This window comes from Caulobacter sp. GW821-FHT10A10, assembly GCF_059415745.1.
Genome location: NZ_JBWKNV010000008.1, coordinates 32,520 through 54,108 on the forward strand (window position 1 = coordinate 32,520; position 21,589 = coordinate 54,108).

The window sequence follows — 21,589 nt, forward strand, 5'->3', positions numbered from 1 at the left end:
AACGCGCGGTTTTGGTTACGTTTTTTGTCAACCGCGACGAGAAAGCGCTGGCTTGGGATTTCAAATATCACCATTCAGTCACCGAACTGCGCCGTGGGGGATTCAGATCGTGGCCAAGAAGCAACCCGTTTCCCGGCTGGCCCAGGCGGCCGTCCTCGTCGATCAGCTGATCCACGCCATCGAAACCGAGGGCCTGTCCCGCTCCGAAGCGGCCGCTGCCGCCGGCCAGGTGTTGGGTCTCGTCCAGACGCTGTCGCTGCGCGGCGATCCCGACGCCCACGCCCTGAAGGCCGCCCTCGGTCGCCTGGCCGAACGCCTTTCGCAGGCCAAGGACGACCCGACCGCGCCCGAAGTCGCCGTCGCGACCTCCACCGCCGGCTCGCGCTTCGCCAAGCGCCTGCGGCGCCTGGCCATGATCGTCACCGCCGGCGCGGTGCTGTCGGCCCCGCTGGCCGCCGCCGCGCACGAGAGCGCGGGCCTGGGCGCGCACCTGGCCGGCTCGTCGGTCGCCGCCGTCGCCCTGATGGGCGCCCTGCCGGTCTACGCCGTCGGCGACGCCGTGCTGAACCCGGTGACCGGAAGCAACGAGCAGGTGGTCGAGGTCATCGCTCCGGCCGCCGTCCGCACCGCCAGCGGCAACATCATCTTCCTGGCCACCACGGTCGGCGACACCTACACCAACACCAAGACCGGCAAGTCCTACGAGGTCACGGCGGTCACCAAGAACGCCGACAACCGGGTGATCAGCGTCACGGTCAAGGAAGTCGGGACCAGCACCACCCAGTCGCAGGCCGTGGTCACCGACAAGTCGGGCGACATCGTCACCGGCGCCCCGCCGGCCGGCTCGGCCGGCGCCGGTGCGGGCAGCTATTCGTTCCCCACGGCCTCGGGCGACATCCACACCTTCGCCGACGCCCGCCATGGATCCAACGGCGACAATGGCGACGACGGCGGCGGCCTGGAGATCTGCATCCCGCTGATCGGCTGCGCCACCATCGGCTACAACCCGACCTCGGGCGACAATGGCGGCGACGGTCCCTCGTTCGGTCACACCATCACCACGGTCAACAACGGCGATATCGAGGTGGTGTCCGACAAGCTGCCGGGCATCGTCATCTCCAGCGTCGGCGGCGACGGCGGCCAGGGCGGCGACGCCTACGGGAACATGGACGGGGCCCCCGGCGGCAAGGCCGGGGCCGGCGGGAACATCACACTCGACGCCAGCGTCGACATCACCACCGACGGCGTGGAGTCGCACGGCATATTCGCCCAGAGCCGCAGCGGCGTCGGCGGCGACGGCGGCACGGGCTACATCTTCAGCGGTGGCGGCTCGGGCGGTTCGCCCGGCCAGGGCGGTTCGGTCACGGTGACCAGCACCGGGACGATCTCGACCACCAAGGAAGGCGCGATCGGCATTCTCGCCCAGAGCCTGGGCGGCGCGGCCGGCAATGGCGGCGACAGCTACGGCATCGTCGGCGACGGCGGCGGCGGCTCGTTCGGCGGCGACGGCGGCGCGGTCTCGGTGACCCAGGGCGGGATCGTCCACACCGCCGGCCGCAACGCCCACGGCGTGCTGGCCCAGTCGATCGGCGGTTCGGGCGGCAGCGCGGGCGACTCCATCGGCCTGGTGACCTTCGGCGACAGCGGCGCGGCCGGCGGCAAGGGCGGCTCGGCGACCATCACCGCCTCGGCGGGCTCCAGCACCACCACCAGCGGCGACGGCGCCTACGCCCTGTTCGCCCAGTCGGTGGGCGGCGGCGGCGGCTCGGGCGGCCTGGGCATCGGCGTGGTCTCGCTGGGCTCCGACGGCGGCACGGGCGGCGACGCGGGTCTGGCCAAGATCACGGTCGGAACCGGCGCGATTGTCGGCACGACCGGCGCGGGCTCGCACGCCATCGTCGCCCAGTCGGTCGGCGGCGGCGGCGGCAGCGCCGGCGTGGCCGGCGGCGTGGTCGCCCTGGGCGGCAAGAGCAGCTCCGGCGGCAAGGGCGGAACGGTCGAGGTCTCCAGCGACGGCGACGTGACCACCGACGGCCTCGATGCGCGCGGCGTCTTCGCCCAGAGCGTGGGCGGCGGCGGCGGCGCGGCCTCCGGCACGGGCGGCCTGGTCGCCCTCGGCGGCGAGGGCGCGGCCGGCGGCGCGGGCGGCTCGGTCACGGTGACCACCGGCGCGAACGGCTCGGTCAAGACCACCAAGGACGGCTCGGACGCCATCTTCGCCCAGTCGGTGGGCGGCGGCGGCGGTTCGGGCTCCAGCTCCGGCGGCGTCGTGGCCCTGGGCGGCACGGCCGGCGGCGGCGGGGCCGGCGGAACGGTCGGCGTCACCAACGGCGGCGAGGTCGAGACCAAGGGCGACAAGGCGCGCGGGATCTTCGCCCAGTCGGTGGGCGGGGGCGGCGGCACGGGCGGCGACGGCGGGGGTCTGGCCACCCTGGGCGGCACCGGCGGCGCGGCAAGCGCCGGCGGCGACGTCACCGTCACCAACACCGGGTCGATCACCACCGGCGGCGCGCTCTCCAGCGGCATCCAGGCCCAGAGCGTGGGCGGCGGCGGCGGCGACGGCGGCAGCACCGGCGGCGTCTTCCTGACCATCGGCGGCGGCGGCAGCACCGGCGGCGCGTCGGGCAAGGTCACGGTGGCCCATAGCGGCGAAATCTTCACCGGCGGCAACGATTCCCATGGCATCTTCGCCCAGTCGGTCGGCGGCGGCGGCGGCAACGGCGGCTCCAGCGTCTCGATCAGCGCCTTCGCGGGCGTGGCCATCGGCGGCGAGGGCTCGGTCGGCGGCGACGGCGGCACGGTCGACATCGACCTGACCCAGAGCGCGATCACCACCGGCGGCTCCACCGCCTATGTCGATCCGCTGATCGTCACCGGCGGCGAGCGCTCGCGCGGCATCTTCGCCCAGAGCGTGGGCGGCGGCGGCGGCTCGGGCGGCTTCGCGGCCCAGGTCTCGGCCGGCTACGGCGTCGGGGCCAGCGCGGCGGTCGGCGGCAAGGGCGGGGCCGGCGGCGACGGCGGCCTGGTCGACATCGACGGCGCCGTACGCATCCTGACCACGGGCAACTACTCCGAAGGCCTGTTCGCCCAGTCGGTGGGCGGCGGCGGCGGCTCGGGCGGTTTCGCTCTGTCGTTCTCGTTCGCGGCCGGCGAGACGGCCGCGGCCGCCTTCTCGGTGGCGCTGGGCGGCAAGGGCGGCGACGGCGGCCTGGGCGGCACGGTGGACATCGACTCCGGCGGCGCGATCGTCACCGAAGGCGACTTCTCGACGGGCCTGGTGGCCCAGTCGGTCGGCGGCGGCGGCGGCAATGGCGGCTTCACGGTCGCCTTCGCGGGCGCGGCGGCGGGCGCGGCCTCGGCTTCGGCGGCCGTGGGCGTCGGCGGGGCCGGCGGCAAGGGCGGCGACGGCGGCACGGTCGACGTCGACTTCGACGGCACGATCGCCACCGAGGGCGACGACGCCATCGGCGCGCTGATCCAGTCGGTCGGCGGCGGCGGCGGGGGCGGCGGCTTCAACGTCTCGGGTGCGATCGCCGTGGCGGGTACGGCCGGGGTCGGCGCCTCGGCGGGCGTCGGCGGCTCGGGCGGCGACGGCGGCGTCGGCGGCTCGGCCACCGGCCGCATCGGCGACGACGTGACGACCGAGGGCGACCGCTCGACGGCGGTCATCGTCCAGAGCGTCGGCGGCGGCGGCGGCAGCGGCGGCTTCAACGTCAACGGCTCGATCGGCGGCGGCGGCACTGTCGGCGTGGGCGTCGCGGTGGGCGTCGGCGGTTCGGGCGGCGGCGGCGGCGACGCCGGCGCGGCGACCGGCACGGTGGTCGGCGACATCTGGACCAAGGGTGAGCAGTCCGGCGGCCTGCTGGTGCAGAGCGTCGGCGGCGGCGGCGGTTCTGGCGGCTTCAACGTCTCCGGCTCGATGGGCTTCGCCCAGACCGTGGGCGGCGGCGTTTCGGTCGGGGTCGGCGGCGCGGGCGGCGGCGGCGGCGCTGGCGGTCTCGTCGTGGCGACCATGACCGGCGACGTCCTGACCGAGAAAGCCGACTCCGACGGGATCGTGGCCCAGAGCATCGGCGGCGGCGGCGGCAGCGGCGGCTTCAACGTCTCCGGCTCGATCGGCGGCGCCGGTTCGGTGGCCGGAGCGGTTAGCGTCGGTATCGGCGGGGCCGGCGGCGACGGCGGCGACGCCGCCAAGGTGACGCTCGACGTCACCGGCGCGACCGGCACGAAGGGCGCGCGCAGCGACGCGATCATCGCCCAGAGCGTGGGCGGCGGCGGCGGTTCGGGCGGCCTGGCCATCGGCGCGGGGATCGCGCTGTCGGGCAACGGCGCGGGCACGATCAGCGTGGCCGTGGGTGGCGCGGGCGGCGGCGGCGGCGACGCCGGCGTGGTCGAACTGCGCGTCAACGAAAGCGTGGCCGATCCGCTGGGCGACCTGATCGCGGCGGTGACCGAAGGCGAGGGCGCGCGCGCCATCGTCGCCCAGAGCGTGGGCGGCGGCGGCGGCAGCGGCGGCTTCACGATCGCTGGCGGACTGTCGGCCGCCAAGAGCGGCGCGGGCAACATCGGCGTCGGCGTGGGCGGCGGCGGCGGCGACGGCGGCAACGCCTCGTCGGTGCTGGGCAAGGTCACCGGCGACGTCGGCACCAAGGGCGCCGACGCCTCGGCCGTGCTGGTGCAGAGCGTGGGCGGCGGCGGCGGCAGCGGCGGCTTCAACATCACCGGCGGGATCTCGGCCTCCAAGAGCGTGGCCGGCAACATTCTGGTCGGCGTGGGCGGTTATGGCGGGGCGGGCGGCGACGCCGGCGCCGTCACAGGCGGCGTCACGGGCGACATCTCCACCGAGGGCGATCGCGCCTTCGGGGCCAGCTACCAGAGCCTGGGCGGCGGCGGCGGCTCGGGCGGCTTCAACATCACCGGCGGCGTCAGCCTGGCCGCCAGCGGCGGCGGAACCGGCACCCTGGGCGTCGGGGTCGGCGGCTTCGGCGGCGACGGCGGCGACGCCGGCCTGGTGAACGCCACTCTGATCGGTGACATCAGCACCAAGGGCGCCGACGCGCACGGCGCGCTGCTGCAGAGCGTCGGCGGCTCGGGCGGTTCGGGCGGCTTCAACATCACCGGAACCGTCAGCGCCTCGGCCGGCACGAACGGCGCGATCGGCTTCGGCCTCGGCGGCTTCGGCGGCGGGGGCGGCAACGCCAGCACGGTCGACGGCGTGCTGACCGGCGACGTCACCACGGTCGGCGACAATTCCTTCGGCGCCATGCTGCAGAGCCTGGGCGGCGGCGGCGGCAACGGCGGCATGAACGTCACCGGCTCGGTCGCCCTGTCGGCCAGCAACAGCGCGGCGGTCTCCATCGGCTTGGGCCTCGGCGGCTTCGGCGGCGGCGGCGGCGACGCCCAGGCGGTCACCGGCGCGGTCACCGGCCGCTACCAGACCTCGGGCGACGAGGCCGACGGCGTCGTCGCCCAGTCGATCGGCGGCGGCGGCGGTTCGGGCGGGCTCAACGTCTCGGGCGCGGTCGCGGTCAGCGCCGGCACGGCCGGGACGGCTTCGGTCGGCATCGGCGGCTTCGGCGGCTCGGGCGGCGATTCCGGCGCGGTGACCCTGACCCGGGTCGGCGACACCATCACCGACGGCGCCAATTCCGACGGCGTTATCGCCCAGAGCGTCGCCGGCGGCGGCGGCCAGGGCGGGATCAACGTTTCCGGCGGCCTGTCGGCGACCACCAAGGGTAGCGCCGGCAGCTTCGGCTTCGGCCTGGGCGGCTTCGGCGGCGACGGCGGCGACGCCGGCGACGTGACCGCCAGCGTCACCGGCAACGTCTGGGCCCAGGGCCTGGAGTCCGACGTCACGACGCCCGAGATCACCATCCCGATCCCGCTGCTGGGCATGAACTGGACCATTCCCGCCGACCGCACGCGGCTGAACGGCTCCAACGGCGTCGTGGCCCAGAGCGTGGGCGGCGGCGGCGGCTCGGGCGGGCTCAATGTCACCGGCCAGCTGTCCCTGACCTCGCCGGGCTCCTCGACCTCCAGCCGCGCCATCTCGCTGGGCATTGGCGGCTTCGGCGGCGCGGGCGGCGACGCCGGCAAGGTCGATCTGACCATCGCCGGTCCGACCGCCGACTACGTGCAGGTCACCGCCGTGGGCGACGACCGCTACGCCGCGGTCGCCCAGTCGATCGGCGGCGGCGGCGGCGCGGGCGCGATCAACGTCTCCGGCGGCGTCTCGCTCGACGGCCAGCTGACCGTCGGCATCGGCGGCTTCGGCGGCGACGGCGGTTTGGGCAAGGACGTCACGGCCGACGTCACGGCCAACCTGTTCGCGGCCGGCGATCGGTCGCGCGGCCTGATGGTCCAGTCGATCGGCGGCGGCGGCGGCGCGGGCGGCATCAACATCTCGGGCGGGATCAGCGCCGACACCTCGGGCACGGAGCCCTCGGTCGTGTTCGGCCTGGGTGGTTCGGGCGGCGCGGGCAACGCCAGCGGCGACGTCACCGTCGCCCAGGACGGCCAGGTCTGGGTCGAGGGCGTCGACGCCATCGGCATCCTGGTGCAGAGCGTCGCCGGCGGCGGCGGCTCGGGCGGCCTCAACGTCGCGGCCGACGTCAATCTGGGCGCCTCGACGTCCAGCGCCAACGGCTACTCGGTCGCGGTCGGCATCGGCGGCCAGGGCGGCACCGGCGCCGACGCCGGCGACGTCTCGCTGACCAGCCTCGGCGACGTCATCATCAACGCCCAGCTCAAGGCCAATCCGGCGGCCGGCGAGGATCGGCTGGAGGCGGTGGAGTTCACCGGCGGCGCCAAGGGCGTGCTGGTGCAGTCGATCGGCGGCGGCGGCGGCGTGGGCGGCATCAGCGCCACCGGCGCGATCGCTCCCTTCGGCAACCCGATCGCGGTCGGCGTCGGCGGTTCGGGCGGTTCGGGCGGTAACGCCGGTTCGGTCACGGTCGTGCGCGGCTACGCCGATGACGGTTCGGCCGATCCGCACCTGATCCGCACCTTCGGCGACGATTCCGACGGCCTGATCGCCCAGAGCATCGGCGGCGGCGGCGGCACGGCGGGGATGAACTTCACCATCGCCGCCACCGTGGCCAACAAGGCCGAGAACCCGATCGCGGCGATCATCACCATCGGCGGCGACGGGGCCGGCGCGGGCTCGGGCGACACGGTCGACGTCACCCACAACGGCAATATCGTCACCGACGGCGCGCACAGCGACGGCCTGATGGCGCAGAGTGTCGGCGGCGGCGGCGGTTCGGGCAATTTCAACATCGGCGCGGGCGTGCTCAAGGACGCCAACGCCCTGAACATGGCCATCGGCGGCGCCACCGGCGCGGCCGGCGACGGCGGCGACGTCTCGGTCGACCATGTCGGCACGATCGTCACCCTGGGCGACGACTCGGTGGGCCTGCGCGCCCAGTCGATCGGCGGCGGCGGCGGCAACACCGGCCTCGACATGGCAATGGGTCCGCTGAACCGCAACGAGATCAACATCACCATCGGCCGCCTGGGCGGCTCGGGCGGCGTCGGCGGCAAGGTCGACGTCACCTCGAAGGGGACGATCGACACGACGGGGAACGAGTCCTCGGCGATCTTCGCCCAGTCGGTGGGCGGCGGCGGCGGCGCCTCTAGCGCCACCACCGTCAGCATCACCGGCACGCGCGGCCAGGGCGACAACGCCGAGTCCTTCGGCGGTTCGCTCAGCGTCGGCCTCGATGGCGGCCTCGGCGCGGAAGGCGGCGACGTCACGGTCAAGGCCGAGGGCGACCTGACCACCCGCGGCGACGACTCCCGCGGCGTCTTCGCCCAGAGCCTGGGCGGTGGCGGCGGCGTCGGCGGCGGCGCGTCCAACACCATCGTCCGCTCCTCGGCGGCCGCGGCGGTGGCTGTCGGCGGCGCCGGCGGCGTCGGCGCGATCTCCGGCTCGGTCGAGGTCGACAACGCCGCGACCATCGTCACCGAAGGCGCACGCTCCGACGGGATCCTGGCGCAGGCGATCGGCGGCGGCGGCGGCCTGGGCGGCATGGCCCGCACCATCGCCTTCCAGGTCGGCGGCGCGCCCTCGGGCACGACCACCCGCACCGCCACGGTCAGCGTCGGCGGGACCGGCGGCGATGGCGCGGTCGGCGGCCTTGTCGATGTCACCAACACCGGGGTGATCTACACCCAGGGCGAGGCCTCGTTCGGCGTCCGCGCCCAGTCGATCGGCGGCGGCGGCGGCATCGGCGGCGCGGTCCTCCAGGTCCGCGCCCAAGGGACCAACAGCAACGACTCCTTCGACCTCAACATCGGCGGCTCGGGCGGAACCGGCGGGGCCGGCGGCGTGGTTCAGGTGCTCAACGAGGGCCTGATCGTCACCGAGGGCCGCGGTGCGGCCGGGATCAGCGCCAACAGCATCGGCGGCGGCGGCGGCGACGGCGGGCTCGTGATCGACGTGGTCGGCGGCTACACCGGCGCCGACAAGCAGAGCCACCGCTACGTGCTCAACATCGGCGGTTCCGGCGGCGATGGCGGCACGGGCGGCGACGTCACGGTGACCAACCGCGCCGTGGCCGGAATCGAGGATTCCGGCACGATCGCCACCTCCGGCGACCGCGCCTACGGCGTCTTCGCCCAGAGCCTGGGCGGCGGCGGCGGCAACGGCTCGACCATCCTGTCGCTGACGGCCCTGAAGAGCGCCGAGAACAGCGCCTCGGTCGGCCTCAACATCGGCGGCATCGGCGGCACGGGCAATTCGGCCGGGACCGTCAAGGTCGACAACGCCGGCCTGATCCAGACCACCGGCGCGGACGCCTACGGCGTGTTGGCCCAGTCGATCGGCGGCGGCGGCGGCAACGGCGGCCTTGTCATCGCGGCCAACCTGCTGATCGGGGCCACGGCCAACTCGCCGCTCATCTCGCTGGGCGGCCTGGGCGGCGACGGCGGCGACGGCGGTTCGGTGACCGTCGACAACAGCGGCCGGATCCTGACCACCGGCGCGCGCGCCCACGGCATCGTCGCCCAGAGCATCGGCGGCGGCGGCGGCGACGCCCAGATGGGCTTCAGCCTGACCGGCGAGGCCAAGAGCCTGATCATCTCCAACGCCCTGGCGGCTGTCGTCGGCGCGGTCGGCGGCGGCTCGGGCGGGCAGGGCGGCGACGTCACCGTCAACCACTCGGGCGACATCACCGTGCTCGGCGACGGCGCCATGGCCATCAAGGCCGAGAGCATCAACGGCGGCGGCGGGACCCTGACCCTCGACTTCTCGGGGATCGTCGGCCTGCCGGGCCAGCCCTATCTCAAGCCCGACGGCTCCACCGGCCGCGTCGATCCGATGGTCGTCGCCAAGGCCGGGGCCGAGAACACCTCCGGCGCGGCCGGCGGCAAGGTCACCGTCAACTCCACCGGCACCTTCGGCGCGGCGGGCGACAACGGCGTCGGCTCGTTCGCCCAGTCTATCGGCGGCGGCGGCGGCACGATCGACCTGAACCTGCTGCTGGCGGCCGAACTTGACGAGGTGAACGTCGACGCCCCGGTCGGCACGCAGGTTCAGCTGGGCCTCGGCGGCTCAGGCGGATCGAACGTCGGCGGCGGCGCGATCGACAGCACGCACACCGGCCAGATCCTCACCACCGGCGCCAACACGCCGGCCGTGCTGGTCCAGTCGATCGGCGGCGGCGGCGGTCGCGCCACGGGCGACGTCACGGTTCCCACCGGCGCGCTGCTGGGCCTGACGAACCTGACCCTGGGCGGCGAGAACCAGACCGGCGCGGCCGGCGGTGACGTCAGCCGCACCCAGGGCGGCGCGGTCGTCACCACGGCCGACAACGCCTTTGGCGCCATCCTGCAAAGCGTGGGCGGCGGCGGCGGTTCGACCGGCTTCACCGTCCAGGGCGCGGGCGCCTCGGCCACGGCCAGCCTCGGGGCGACCGGCGGTTCGGGCCTCGGCGGCGGGGCGGTCCAGGCCGCCTTCACCGGCGGTGTCGCCACCCTCGGCGACCACGCGACCGGCCTGCTGGTCCAGTCGATCGGCGCGGGCGGCGGCGAGGTCCACCTCTCGGGCGTCTCCAGCCTGGGCGTGACCCTGGGCGGCGCCAGCGGCGCGGCCGGCGACGGCGGCGACGTGGCCCTGGTCAACACCGGAACCGTCTATACGGCAGGCGACGGCTCGCACGGCGTCTTCCTGCAGTCGGTCGGCGGCGGCGGCGGCGCGGTGTTCGGCGGGCCTTCGAGCGCGACCGTGACCCTCAACGACGGCGGCGTCGGCGACGGCGGCGACATCGACTTCAGCCAGGCCGGCGACATCGTCGCCGAGGGCGCGGGGTCCTACGGCGTCGTGGCCCAGAGCCTGGGCGGCGGCGGCGGCTGGGTCGACGGCAAGTTCGCCGGTTCGGCCGGCGGCGCGGGCGAGGGCGGGGCGATCGACCTCGTCCTGGCCGGTCAGGTGCTGGCGACCGGCGCCGGCTCCACCGCCGTCTTCGCCCAGAGCCTGGGCGAGGACGGGGCGGGCGACATCGCCGTCTCGACCACCAACTTCGTGCGCGGCGGCTCGGGAACCGGCGCCGGCGTCCAGTTCAGCGGCGGCGCGGCCAACACCCTGGCCAACACCGGCCTGGTCTCGGCCGTGTCGGGCAAGGCGATCGTCGGCGGTATCGGCGACGAGCGCATCGACAACCGCGGCGTGGTCATCGGCGACATCGACCTGGGCGAGGGCGTCAACGCCTTCGACAACAAGGCGGCCGCGACCTTCATGGCCTTCAAGACCATCGACCTGCGCGATCCGGCCGGAACCGGCCCGCTCTCGGTCTCGGCGGTCTCGACCTCCGGCCTGTCGACGCAGGGTATCTCGGCCCAGGCCGTGCCCGGCGGCGCGGCCACCTTCACCAACGCCGGCGAGTTCCTGATGGGGCTGTCGGCCACGCGCACGCCGATCGATCTCGCGGCCGGGGCGACCTTCGCCAATCTCGACGCCATCGGCACGCCCGCGACCAACCCCTACTATGGGGCGCGGGTGATCAACACCGTGGCGCTGGACGGCCACTATGTGCAGACCTCGACCGGCCACCTGGCCTTCGACGTCGCCTTCGGCCCCTACGCTTCGGACCGCGTCAACGCCACCGGCGACGTGGTGGTGGCCGGCACGGGCGACGTGATCCTCACCTGGCTGCAGGATTCCAAGCCCGTCACCCTGTTCGCGGCCGGCGGCTCGGTCACCGACAACGGGCTGAAGATCGCCGACACCCTGGCCATGGACTACCGCATCCAGACGACGTCCGGCGCGGTGCAACTGGCCTTCGACACCCACTTCGACCAGGGCTTCCTCAATGTGAACGGCCGCGCCCTGGGCCGGCACATGAACTCGGCGATCGCCGTGGGCGACTCCGGCGGCATCGGCCGCCTGATGGCCCTGATCGGCAATCTCCAGGCCGGCCAGGAAGCCACCTACACGCGGATCTTCCAGAACCTGAACCCCGAGCCGCACCTGGCCCCGCTGCGCAGCCAGCTGGCCTCGTCCAACGCCTTCTCGGCCCAGCTGTTCGGCTGCGCCAACCCGACCCTTCAGGTCGACGGCAAGTGCTCCTGGGCGACGATCGAGCGGGCCACGGCCGACGGCGAGAGCGACTTCGACACCCTGGGCGTCAAGGCCGAGGGCGGGCGCCTGCGCGGCGGGTTCGAGCAGTCGCTGGACGGCGGCTGGTCGTTCGCGGCGGCCGCGGGGCTCGAGCGCCTCGATCGCGTCAAGGTCGACGGCGTGCGGTCGTGGTCGCAGGGCCAGGGCCTCAGCGCCGGGGCCGGCTTCAAGCGCCGCACCGGCGCGGCCGAGATGGCTTTCTCGCTGTCGGGCGGCTGGCAGTGGATGGAGACGGCTCGTCTGGTCGACATCTTCACCATCGGCCGCGCGGAATCGGATCCGGAAAGCGGCTATGTCCGCGCCGACGCCCGCTTCGCCTACGTGATGGAGAACGGCCGCCTGTTCGTGCGCCCGGCGCTGAACGTCTGGGCCACCGGCCTGCACCAGCAGCGCTTCGAGGAGCGCGGGCTCGACGGCATGGGCGCGCGGGGCCTCTCGCACACCCAGGTCATCGGCACGGCCAATCCCGAGGTCACCCTGGGTTTCGTGCTGAAAGAGACGGCCAAGAGCGAGGCGGCGGTGTCGTTCACGGTCGGCGGTCTCTTCAACTCGACCGACCGGATCGAGATGCCGTTCCAGCTGATCGGCTCCAACCCGTCGTCGGATCCGGCCGACATCCGCACCGCGCTCGACAAGTCGGGCTGGCGCGCGGGCGTCGACCTGCACGTGATCGGCGACGACCGCGTCTCGGTGAAGTTCAACTACACCACCGAGTTCGGCGACCGCACCAGCAACCAGGCCGCCGGCCTGAACGTGCGGGTGCGGTTCTAGGGGAGGGGGCGACCCCTTCCTTCGGTCCTTTCTCCGAGCATCCCCGCGCAGGCGGGGATCCAAGCCGAGGCTGTGGGTGATCCATGGCGGCGCCCCATCTCGGACGTCAGCTTGGATCCCCGCCTTCGCGGGGAAGAGCGGGGTAGGGGAAGGCCGTCGAAGGTCATCCAAACGCCGTCGTCCCCCGAGGCTTCGGAAGGCTCCGCCCGGGACGACGCCGTTCGCCGAAATGGTCAAGCTGTAGCGCCCGCCGACGGCCGCCTCCCCAATATCGGGTAGTCGCTACCCAACCTTGGTGAGGCGCCGGGGGCACAGTCGCGTTTAATTGACGCTGCGGCGTGCGGCGCACTGGCGGCGACGCGCGTTGATCTCCATGTGGGGACCTCGAAGGATCCCCATGGACACTCTGCTCAAGACCATCGCCGCTTTTGTCACTGAGCATCAAGCCTGGGCCGGCGTGATCCTTGGCGCCCTGACCTTCGCCGAATCCCTCGTCCTGATCGGCGCCTTCGTGCCGGCGACCGCCCTAATGCTGCTGGCCGGCACCCTGATCGGCGGCGGCGTGCTCGACCCGTTCGAGGTCCTGGCCTGGTGCACGCTCGGCGCGGTGCTGGGCGACGCGGTGTCCTATGGCCTGGGCCGGCGCCTGGGTCCGCGCGCTCTGCGCGCCCCGGCCTTCCGCGCCAACCGCCGCACCATCGCCCGCACGCGCCTGTTCGCCCGCCGCTATGGCGTGGCCTCGATCTTCATCGGCCGCTTCTTCGGGCCGCTTCGGGCTTTCGTGCCGATCATGGCCGGCATCCTGCAGATGAAGTCCTGGACCTTCCAGACCGCCAACGTCCTGTCGGCCGTGGTCTGGATCGCCAGCCTGCTGGCCCCCGGCTATCTGGCCGCCCGCAGCCTGTCGGGCGTCAGCCTCGAGCTGGGCCTGGCCATCGCCGCCGGCGTCGCCCTGACGATGCTCGGAGCCGTCCTCGCCTGGCGCCTGACCGCCTCGCGCCGCGTGTCCCAGGCCGTCGTGGTGGCGCGTTCGGAAGCGTAGAGAGCAACCCTCTCTCATAGAGAGAGGGTCTAATCTCACGCCGCCACGCCTTCGCTTACCCACCGCCCCACCAGCCGCCCGCCGCGGTCGTGGATCCGCACCTCGACCGGCCGCTCGGACTCGGCCGCCAGCCGCCGTGCGCGGCGTTCGGCCTCGCCGCCGCCGGTGAAGCGCAGCACCTCGCCGGCGCCGTGAACCCGCACGCACCAGCCGCCTTCGCACGGCAGGACGTCGATGACCCCAAACATGTCGCACCCCTGCGTACGCTGAACTCGGGCACCCAAACGCCGGCTTGGCCGAAAGGTTCGAGGGCGTCGCGACACCGTTTTGCGACGAAGTGTGACGAGGGCTGGCGCTCGCGTGGAAAGTTCATAAAATGACATAAAATATCAAAATGTGGGACGCGCCTTGGTGCGCGACCCCAGGGAGAAAACGATGGCTCACCCTTCGCTGCGAGGCGTCTCGCGTCTCGTCCTGGCCGCCTCGCTCGGCCTCGCGGCGCTGCCCGCCCTGGCCGCGGACCGGGTGACGACGCCGCTGGCCGAAGGCTGGACCTTCTTCCAGGGCGACCCCGAGGGGGCCGAGACGGCCGCTTTCGACGACGGCGCCTGGGCCAAGGTCTCGGTGCCGCACGACTGGGCCATCACCGGCCCGTTCGACATCAAGGCCCGGGCCGGCGGGGCGGGCGGCTTCCTGCCCACCGGGATCGGCTGGTACCGCAAGACCCTCGACATCAAGCCTTCCGCGCCCGGCCGCCGTGTCTTCGTCGAGCTGGACGGGGTGATGGAGCGCAGCGGCGTCTGGATCAACGGCCACCACCTGGGCCATCGCCCCAGCGGCTATGTGGGCCTGCGCTATGACATCACCGACTTCATCCGCGCCGATGGTAGGAACGTCCTGGCCGTGCGCGCCGACACCGACCACGCCCCGTCGTCGCGCTGGTACGCGGGCTCCGGCGTCTACGGCAAGGTGCGGCTGATCGAGACCGCCGGCCAGCATGTCGAGCAGGGCGGGGCCTTCGTCAGCGTCACGAAGATCAGCGCCGATCGCGCCACCGCCGACATCGCCATCGACGTGATCAACGACGCCCATGACGCCGCCAAGGCGGGCCTGGAGGTCGTGATCCGCGACCCGTCCGGCGCCGAGGTCGCCCGTGGCAAGGTCGCGCCCGTGACCATCGATCCGGCCCGCACCGAGACCCTGAAACTCTGGCTCGACATCGCCTCGCCCAAGCGCTGGGACCTGGAGGCGCCCAACCTCTATCGCGCCGAGATCCGCGTGATCGGCGAGGGCGGGCAGGGGCTGGACGCCGAGACCGTGCGCTTCGGTGTGCGCGACGCGGCCTTCAAGGCCGACAGCGGCTTCTGGCTGAACGGCCGGAACGTCAAGCTCAAGGGCGTGGCCGTGCACATGGACGGCGGCGCGGTCGGGGCCGCCGTGCCCATGGCCGTCTGGCGCCAGCGCCTGACCGCCCTGAAGGCCCTGGGCGTCAACGCCATCCGCACCGCCCACAACCCGCCGTCGCCCGACTTCCTCGACCTGACCGACGAGATGGGCTTCGTGGTGATGGACGAGCTGTTCGACCAGTGGAACGTCTCCAAGACGCCCGGCGACTACCACCTGTTCTTCAGCGACTGGCACAAGCGCGACGCCCGCGACATGGTCCGCCGCGATCGCAACCACGCCAGCATCGTCCTGTGGAGCGCCGGCAACGAGATCCACGACACCGCCTATCCGGTCCAGGCCAAGGCGGCGCTGAAGAGCCTGCTGGCCGTCATGCACGCCACGGACCCGACCCGGCCGGTGACCATGGGCCTGTTCCGCCCCAACGTGACCGGCGACTACCAGAACGGCTTCGCCGACATGCTCGACGTGGTCGGTCAGAACTATCGCGAGAACGAACTGATCGCCGCCCACGACGCCAAGCCCACGCGGATCATCGTCGGGACCGAGAACAGCAAGACCCGCACCTCCTGGGTCGCCGTGCGCGACTACCCGGCCTATGCCGGCATGTTCCTGTGGACCGGGATCGACTATCTGGGCGAGGCCGACCGCAGCGGCTGGCCCAATATCGACAATCCCGCCGGGATCATCGACCGCACCGGCCTGGCCAAGCCCATCGGCCTGCAGCGCGCCTCGTGGTGGGCCGAACAACCCGTCCTCCACGTGGTACGCAACGCCATGCCCGCCGCGCCGCCGCCCTCGTCCGACGGCGCCGGTCCCGCGCCGGCCCTGCCGACCATGATCGCCGTGGCCACGCCCCAGCCCAAGGTCGCGGTCTTCGACGACTGGACGCCGGCCGACTTGTCGCCGCACGACGAGACCATCGAGGTCTATTCCAACTGCGCCAGCGTCGATGTGGCTCTGAACGGCCGCTGGCTGGGCGCCAAGCCGCTGCCCGCCGACGCCTCGCCGCGCCAGTGGAGCGTGACCTTCGCGCCGGGCGAGGTGAGGGCGGCTTGCCGCGATTCTGGGGTGAAGCTGGAGGACGTGCTGCGCACCGCCGGCAAGCCGGCCCGCGTCGAGCTGTCGGTCGAGGGCGACACGGTCGGGACGAGCTTCGACGATCTCGCCATCGTCCGCGCCCGGGTGGTCGACGCCAAGGGCGTCACCGTACCCTCGGCCCAGGACGCGATCAGCTTCCAGGTCTCGGGCGCCGGCGCCTTCGTGGCGGCCGACAACGGCGCGCCGAGCGATCACACATCCTTCGCCTCGCCGACTCGCCAGGCCTGGCAGGGCCGGGCCGTGGCCCTGGTTCGCGGAGCCGGGCAGGGCGGCTCGCTCAACGTCACGGCGACGGCCCCGGGTCTGACGCCCGGCAAGGTCGTCTTGAAAACTGTTCGTTGAACATGTTCCGCGACAAAGCGTCACTTTTTGGCGGAATGCTCTTGAATTCGCCGTTGGTAGCGCTAACTACAGCCTCGTGAGGCGCGAGCGCCTCTGCCCTTCCTGGGCGTTTCCTCCCTAATGAACTAAGCCCGGCGGGTAACCGCCGGGCTTCTTTTTTGCTCGTTTTCCGCTGGCCTACTTCTGCGTCGTCAGGCGGAAGATCATCACGTTCTTGTAGGTCTGGCCCGGATCCAGGCGAACCGGCGCGAACTGCGGCTTGTTGGGCGCGTCGGGGAAGTGCTGCGGCTCCAGCGCGATGCCGTCGCCCTGGCGATAGATCTTGCCGCTCTTGCCCACGGTCGTGCCGTCGATGAAGTTGCCGGCGTAGAACTGGATGCCCGGCTGGTCGGTCAGGATCTCCAGCACGCGGCCGCTCTTGGGATCGGCCAGCTTGGCCCCGAGGCGCAGGGCGCCGCCCGACTTGCCGTTCAGCACGTAGTTGTGGTCGTAGCCGCGGCCGGCGACGATCTGGGCGTCGCTGGCGTCGCGGATCCGATCGCCCACCGCCGTCGGCTTGCGGAAGTCGAACACCGTGCCGGCCACCGGCGTCGTCACGCCCGTCGGGATCAGCTCGCCGTCCACGGGCGAATAGCCCTCGGCCGGGATGGTCAGTACGTTGCCCATCGCGCCTTCCGACGCGCCTTCGCCGGCGACGTTGAACAGGGCGTGGTTGGTGATGTTGACGATGGTCGGCTTGTCGGTGGTCGCGCCGTAGGTGATCGTCAGCTGGTTGTTCTCGTCCAGCGCATAGGTCGCCGTGGCCGTCAGCGTGCCGGGATAGCCTTCCTCGCCGTCCGGGCTGACATGCTCGAAGGTCACCGAGGCGGTCGGGCCGGCCTTGGCGTCGCGCACCGTCCAGACCACCTTGTCGAAGCCTTTGACGCCGCCGTGCAGGGCGGCCACGCCGTTGTTGTTCAGCGCCAACTGGTAGGTCTTGCCGTCGAGGGTGAACTTGCCCTTGCCGATGCGGTTGGCGAAACGCCCGACCGAACCGCCGAAATAGTTGGCCGCCTTCACATATTCGGCCGCGTCCTTGTAGCCGAGCACGATGTCGGCCTTCTTGCCGGCGCGGTCGGGGGCGACAAGCGACTGCAGGGTCGCGCCATAGGTGATGACGGTGGCCGACACGCCCTTGGCGTTGGTCAGGGTAATCGCCTCGACGGCCTGGCCGTCAGGGGTTTGGCCGAAGGATTTGCGGCTGATCTCGGCCGCCCAGGAAGCCTGGGGGAGGGCTGCCGACGCACCCGCGACGGCGGCGAGTACGGCAAGGCTCGGCAGGACGTGGCGCCAGGTCTTCATCAGTTTCCTCTCCGGATCGGGCCCGCCGCGCTCTGTCGGCGTTGACGGCCATTAGGCCGCCATATACTCAGACAAAAAACTAGGGCGCAACGTCAAGACGTCGCCCTTCGCCAACGGGAGACCCGGGAATGCCCGCACCGATCACCACGCCCCAAGGAGCTGGCGCGGCCAGCGTGGGCGATCCCCGCGCCCAGCGCTCCGCCCTGACCCTGCTGGCCAGCCTCTTCTTCATGTGGGGCTTCATCACGGTCATCAACAACACCCTGCTGCCGCACCTGCGCTCGGTGTTCGACCTCAACTACACCCAGACGACCCTGATCGAGTCGGTGTGGTTCATCGCCTACTTCTTCGCCTCCATCCCGTCGGCCAAGCTGATAGAGAAGATCGGCTACAAGAAGTCGATGGTCACCGGCCTGCTGATCATGGCCTTCGGGGCGCTCTTGATGATCCCGGCCGCCCGCATCCCGTCCTATGGCGTGGTGCTGACCGCCCTTTTCATCGTCGCTTCGGGCATCACCCTGCTGCAGGTCGCCGCCAACCCCTACGTGGCCGTCGTCGGCCCGCCGGAGACGGCCTCCTCGCGCCTCAACCTGGTGCAGGCCTTCAACTCGCTGGGCACCACGCTCGCCCCGCTGTTCGGCGGCTACCTGATCCTCAGCCGCAGCGCCTCGGGCAACGCCGAGGCCGGCAAGGTGCTGACCCAGGCCGAGCGTCTGGCCGACGCCCAGTCGGTGCAGCTGCCCTACTTCATCGTCGCCGTGGTGCTGGTCGCCCTGGCCGTGGTCATCGCCCGCTACAAGCTGCCCGACCTCGGCAGCTCGACCCGTCGTGCTGCTGTCTCGGAGCGCAAGAGCCACTCGCTGTGGAAGCACCGCAACCTGGTGCTCGGCATCCCGGCCATCTTCATCTACCTGATCGCCGAGATCGGCGTGTCGAACCTCTTCATCAACTTCGTCTCCGATCCGAAGATCGGCGGCCTGACCCACACCGAGGCCTCGCGCTACCTGTTCCTGCTGTGGGGCGGGATGATGGTCGGCCGCTTCATCGGCAGCGTCTGGATGCGCAAGGTCGACCCGGCCAAGGTGCTGGCGATCTTCTCGAGCCTGGCCTTCGTGGTGATGATCATCACCACCTTCTCTAGCGGTCCGGTCGCCATGTGGAGCCTGATCGCCGTGGGCCTGTTCCACTCGATCATGTTCCCGACCATCTTCACCCTGGGCATCAAGGGCCTGGGCGCGCTGACCGAGGAAGGCTCGGGCCTCTTGGTCATGGCTATCGCCGGCGGCGCCCTGGTCATCGTTCAGGGCAAGATCGCCGACACCTACGGCCTGCAGATCTCGTTCCTGGTCACCGCCATCTGCGAGCTCTACGTGCTGTTCTACGCCCTGTGGGGCAGCAAGGTGACGGCGGAGGAGGAGCCCGTGGCCCTCGAAGCCGAGCCGGCGACCGCCGCCGAGTAAGCGGGGCAGGGGAGCGGCCCGCCGCTCCCCATCGCTCCAAACGAAAAGGCCTCGCACCATCGGGTGCGAGGCCTTTTTGCTGTCTGCTTCTTTTATCCGAGCATCCCCGCGAAGGCGGGGATCCAAGCCGAGTCTGCGGGCCGAGCTACGAACGCGCCCCCATCCTGAGAGCCAGCTTGGGTCCCCGCCTTCGCGGGGACACTCGGATTTTATATGGAAGATCAGAGCGCCTTCACCGTCACGGTGACTTCGGCCGGCGCGGCGTCCTGGGCCAGCGGGTTGCGCACCGGCAGGGTGAACGGCGAGGCCTCGATCTCGAACACGTCGCCCAGTTGCGTCTGGAAGCCTTCCGAGAACGACAGGGTGGCCGTGCCGAAGAAGTGCACGTGCACGTCGCCCGGGCGGCGGAACAGCGCGTACTTGAAGTGGTGGTGCTCCAGGTTGGCGATGGTGTGGGACATGTTGGCCTCGCCCGACAGGAAGGGCTTCTCCCACACGGTCTCGCCGCCGCGCACGATGCGGCTGGCGCCGCGCACGTCGGCCGGCAGCTCGCCGCTCAGCAGTTCGGGGCCGAGCGCCGCCTGGCGCAGCTTCGAGTGGGCCAGCCACAGATAGTTGCCGCGCTCGATCACGTGGTCGGAGAACTCGTTGGCCAGGCAGAAGCCCAGGCGGTGCGGCGTGCCGTCCGGACCGATCAGGTAGACGCCGGCGATCTCGGGCTCCTCGCCGCCGTCCTTGGCGAACGAGGGCGAGGTCAGGGCCTGGCCGGGACCGACCAGTTGCGTGCCGTCGCCCTTGTAGAACCACTCGGGCTGCACGCCTTCCTGGCCGTCGGCGGGCTTGCCGCCCTCGACGCCCATCAGGAACATCCGCATGGAGTCGGTCAGCTGCTCGCCCGATTGGGCGGCCTTGTGCATCTTGTCGCGACCCTCGGCCGAACCCAGGTGGGTCAGGCCGGTGCCGGTCATCACCAGGTGGGCGGGATCGGCGTGGTCGATCGGGGCCAGCACCCGGCCTTCGGCCAGGGCGGCGGCGACGTCGATCGCCTCGCCCAGGGCGCCGGCGGCGTCGGCCAGGCTGACGCCCTTGTCGACGGCCAGCTGGGCCAGGGCGTAGAGCGTGTCGGCGGCGCCGACCTTGCGGGCCGCGCCCGTGTCGTCGATCGCCGCGAGGGCGCGGGCGCCGTCGGGCGTCTTCAGCTGCACGAACCGCAAGGGCATGGTCGATCCTCTCGTTTGTAATTAGTCAGACAAATAGCGATCGCGGCGGGCAAGTCAAACCCGGATATATGGGCTTCGAACCGTCCGTCGAACGGCCGGCGAGGGGGCTGCGGATCGGCCGCCAACCGTTCTATCACCTGATTTATCATACTTTTACCAGGCGGGGTCGCAGCACCTGAATGTTCGCCTTGAGGTGAATTTCCTTGTCGTCAGACAATTAGTCTCGCTAGAGTCGACTCCATCACCGGCGGCGACGCCGTTAGGCGACAGTGGAGGCGGCGTGGGCAAGGCGAAGGGTTCGGGCGCGGACGGCGAGTTCGAGCGCGAGGAGGGCTTCTCCGGCCGGATCCACGGGTCGATCGCGCGCACCCTGGGGATCGCCATCGTCTCGGGCCAGTACCAGCCGGGCGACGTGCTCAACAACGAGATCGACGCCAGCGAGCAGCTGCACGTCTCGCGCAGCGCCTATCGCGAGGCCATCCGCATCCTGGCCGCCAAGGGCCTGGTCGAGAGCCGTCCCAAGGCGGGCACCCGCGTCAGCGCCCGTTCGCGCTGGAGCCTGCTGGATCCCGAGGTTTTGGCCTGGTTCTTCGAGGCCGAGCCCAGCGAGGAGTTCCTCACCGGCCTGCACGAACTGCGGATGATCGTCGAGCCGGCCGCCGCCGCCCTGGCCGCCGAGCGCCGCGACGAGGATCAGCTGGAGCGCATGCGCACGGCCCTGATCCAGATGCAGCAGCACACCCTGGCCACCGAAGCGGGCCGGGCCGCCGACCGCGACTTCCACGACACCGTGCTCGAGGCCACCAGCAACGAACCGCTGCGCACCCTGTCCAGCAGCATCGGCGCGGCCGTCCGCTGGACCACCATCTTCAAGCAGCGCGACCGCGAACTGGCCCGCGACCCGATTCCCGACCACTGGAAGGTCTTCGACGCCATCGCCGCCGGCCGCGCCGACCAGGCCCGTCAGGCCATGGAACGCCTCGTCGGCCTGGCCCAGGACGACACCCGCGCTGCGATTTCGCGACGCGCGCCGGCCTAGATCCTCCCCCTCTGGGGGAGGTGGCCCGAAGGACCGGAGAGGGGGCGGTTTCAGCTTTCGAACCGTCGGCCTTGCATTCCTCTCCCGTAAAATCCCCGCGAAAGCGGGGACCCAGGCTTTTTCACCGCCCCACTTCGCCTCCCTCGCCCTTGTGGCGAGGGCCCATGGCGGCGACCGCTCAAACCTAGGCCGTCCTTGCTCGGTCTGAGCAGGCTGAACGATGGATCCCGGGCACAAGGCCCAGGAAGGCGA

The 21,589-nt window shown here is 71.9% G+C and carries 8 protein-coding genes; 5 read left to right on the forward strand and 3 right to left on the reverse strand.

Going from position 1 to position 21,589, the window contains the following annotated elements; all coding sequences use genetic code 11:
- Positions 1 to 109 precede the first annotated feature (109 nt).
- Both AC07NS_RS20970 and AC07NS_RS20975 read left to right on the forward strand, forming a co-directional pair.
- Positions 110 to 12,388, forward strand: coding sequence for a hypothetical protein (locus AC07NS_RS20970; protein ID WP_494606378.1), 12,279 nt, complete (start codon positions 110 to 112; stop codon positions 12,386 to 12,388).
- 397 nt (positions 12,389 to 12,785) lie between these two features.
- Positions 12,786 to 13,430 carry a DedA family protein gene (locus AC07NS_RS20975; protein WP_494606380.1) on the forward strand — a complete coding sequence of 215 codons (645 nt, stop codon included), beginning with the start codon at positions 12,786 to 12,788 and terminating at the stop codon, positions 13,428 to 13,430.
- Positions 13,431 to 13,465: 35 nt separating this feature from the next.
- Here AC07NS_RS20975 and AC07NS_RS20980 read toward each other — a convergent pair whose 3' ends face one another.
- Complete coding sequence (locus AC07NS_RS20980; RefSeq protein ID WP_494606382.1) at positions 13,466 to 13,678, reverse strand: DUF2188 domain-containing protein; 213 nt, start codon at positions 13,676 to 13,678, stop codon at positions 13,466 to 13,468.
- 187 nt (positions 13,679 to 13,865) lie between these two features.
- Between AC07NS_RS20980 and AC07NS_RS20985 the strand changes: the two genes are divergently transcribed.
- Entirely contained in the window at positions 13,866 to 16,277 is a 2,412-nt protein-coding gene (locus AC07NS_RS20985) for a glycoside hydrolase family 2 TIM barrel-domain containing protein (protein ID WP_494606384.1), read from the forward strand.
- A gap of 177 nt (positions 16,278 to 16,454) precedes the next feature.
- On the opposite strand, the gene AC07NS_RS20990 is transcribed toward AC07NS_RS20985, so the two are convergent.
- Positions 16,455 to 17,618: an aldose epimerase family protein gene (locus AC07NS_RS20990; RefSeq protein ID WP_494606386.1), complete on the reverse strand. Its 1,164-nt coding sequence runs from the start codon at positions 17,616 to 17,618 to the stop codon at positions 16,455 to 16,457.
- A gap of 128 nt (positions 17,619 to 17,746) precedes the next feature.
- Between AC07NS_RS20990 and AC07NS_RS20995 the strand changes: the two genes are divergently transcribed.
- The gene (locus AC07NS_RS20995; protein WP_494606388.1) at positions 17,747 to 19,078 is read left to right on the forward strand and encodes a sugar MFS transporter; all 1,332 of its coding nucleotides are present in this window, start codon (positions 17,747 to 17,749) and stop codon (positions 19,076 to 19,078) included.
- 221 nt (positions 19,079 to 19,299) lie between these two features.
- Here AC07NS_RS20995 and araD1 read toward each other — a convergent pair whose 3' ends face one another.
- A complete protein-coding gene (gene araD1 / locus AC07NS_RS21000) occupies positions 19,300 to 20,298 on the reverse strand; it encodes an AraD1 family protein (RefSeq protein WP_494606390.1) in 999 nt (332 codons plus the stop codon).
- A gap of 280 nt (positions 20,299 to 20,578) precedes the next feature.
- Between araD1 and AC07NS_RS21005 the strand changes: the two genes are divergently transcribed.
- On the forward strand, positions 20,579 to 21,337 hold the full coding sequence (locus AC07NS_RS21005; RefSeq protein ID WP_494606392.1) for a FadR/GntR family transcriptional regulator: 759 nt from the start codon (positions 20,579 to 20,581) through the stop codon (positions 21,335 to 21,337).
- Positions 21,338 to 21,589 lie beyond the last annotated feature (252 nt).